We start from the raw sequence: 1,007 nt of genomic DNA on the forward strand, positions 1-1,007 counted from the left end.
GTTGATCGGAGCATCCCTACAAATTTTTGAACGGCTGAGATACATTGAAAGCCCTCAAAAAAAACGACCTTCATCAGCGTTGGAAAGAAAACGCGGAAGAGCAATTTTAATGACCATTCATTTAGCGCCTTTTACCGCCTGGATAGACATTTTCATAATCGTTATTTGGCATTTGAAGATCCCAGTGAGGTCCCCCATGTGCGCTAGCACCCTTTCCCGTAGGGACCCATACATTTTCATCTTTGTCGAGCCATCCAGAACCCCGTCCATCATCGAATTCCACCCACGTCTCCCCCCGTTTACATTCGCAGAATCCTTCGGAATCTCCGGGTTTTCCTGGCGCTTTTGAGCCATCTGGATCGTGTGCGTCGCTTGGTGGTTTACGGACTTGGTATTTGTTCTTGGCCAGCCCCAGCGGATCAACCCACCCCAAAGGATTCGGCGCATATTTGTAAAAATTCAGACCACCAGAGTAAGCAATCGGGTCCTGCCCAATAAACCGCCCAACCCCCGGATCATAGTACCGATACCGATTGTAATGCAGCCCAGTCTCACGATCGTGATACTGCCCCTGAAACCGGATCGGATTGCTCAGCCCGATCTGCTTCGCCCAACCCGAGCGCTCCTCTCGTACCTCACCCCACGCCTTGTACTGCGCCGTCCATGCCACCTCGCCATTGTGGTCGGTCAGTTCCATCGGCGTGCCCAGGTGATCGCACTGATACCACGCAATCGCATCAAACGCCTGCGGTTCCATGTGCGTTTGCCACAGCGGATCCTGATCGAAAGAGTGCGATCCATAAACCCCACCTACCCAGCATTTGGAGAGCGGGTTACCGTGGCATCTCTGGCGAACAGTTCCACGGCAGCAGCGCTTCGTAGTCCGCTACCGACTGCGCATGGGGTAATCGCTCAAGTACGTGGCGCAGCCACGTATAGGGCTCCTGGCCGTTGATCTTGGCAGTCTCGACCAAGCTGTAGATCTGCGCGCTGGCCGTGGCGCCTTT

The 1,007-nt window shown here is 54.1% G+C and carries 1 protein-coding gene and 1 pseudogene; both read right to left on the reverse strand.

Features of this window, described 5'->3' with window-relative positions; all coding sequences use genetic code 11:
* Window positions 1–121: 121 nt before the first annotated feature.
* Window positions 122–793: pseudogene (locus tag KUO17_RS27415) on the reverse strand (RHS repeat domain-containing protein); the annotation flags it as partial.
* Window positions 794–833: 40 nt separating this feature from the next.
* The coding region (locus KUO17_RS25755) for a transposase domain-containing protein (RefSeq protein WP_217978377.1) at window positions 834–1,007 on the reverse strand (174 nt) is incomplete at its 5' end.

The organism is Pseudomonas aegrilactucae (assembly GCF_019168305.1).
GTDB classification, from domain to species: domain Bacteria; phylum Pseudomonadota; class Gammaproteobacteria; order Pseudomonadales; family Pseudomonadaceae; genus Aquipseudomonas; species Aquipseudomonas aegrilactucae.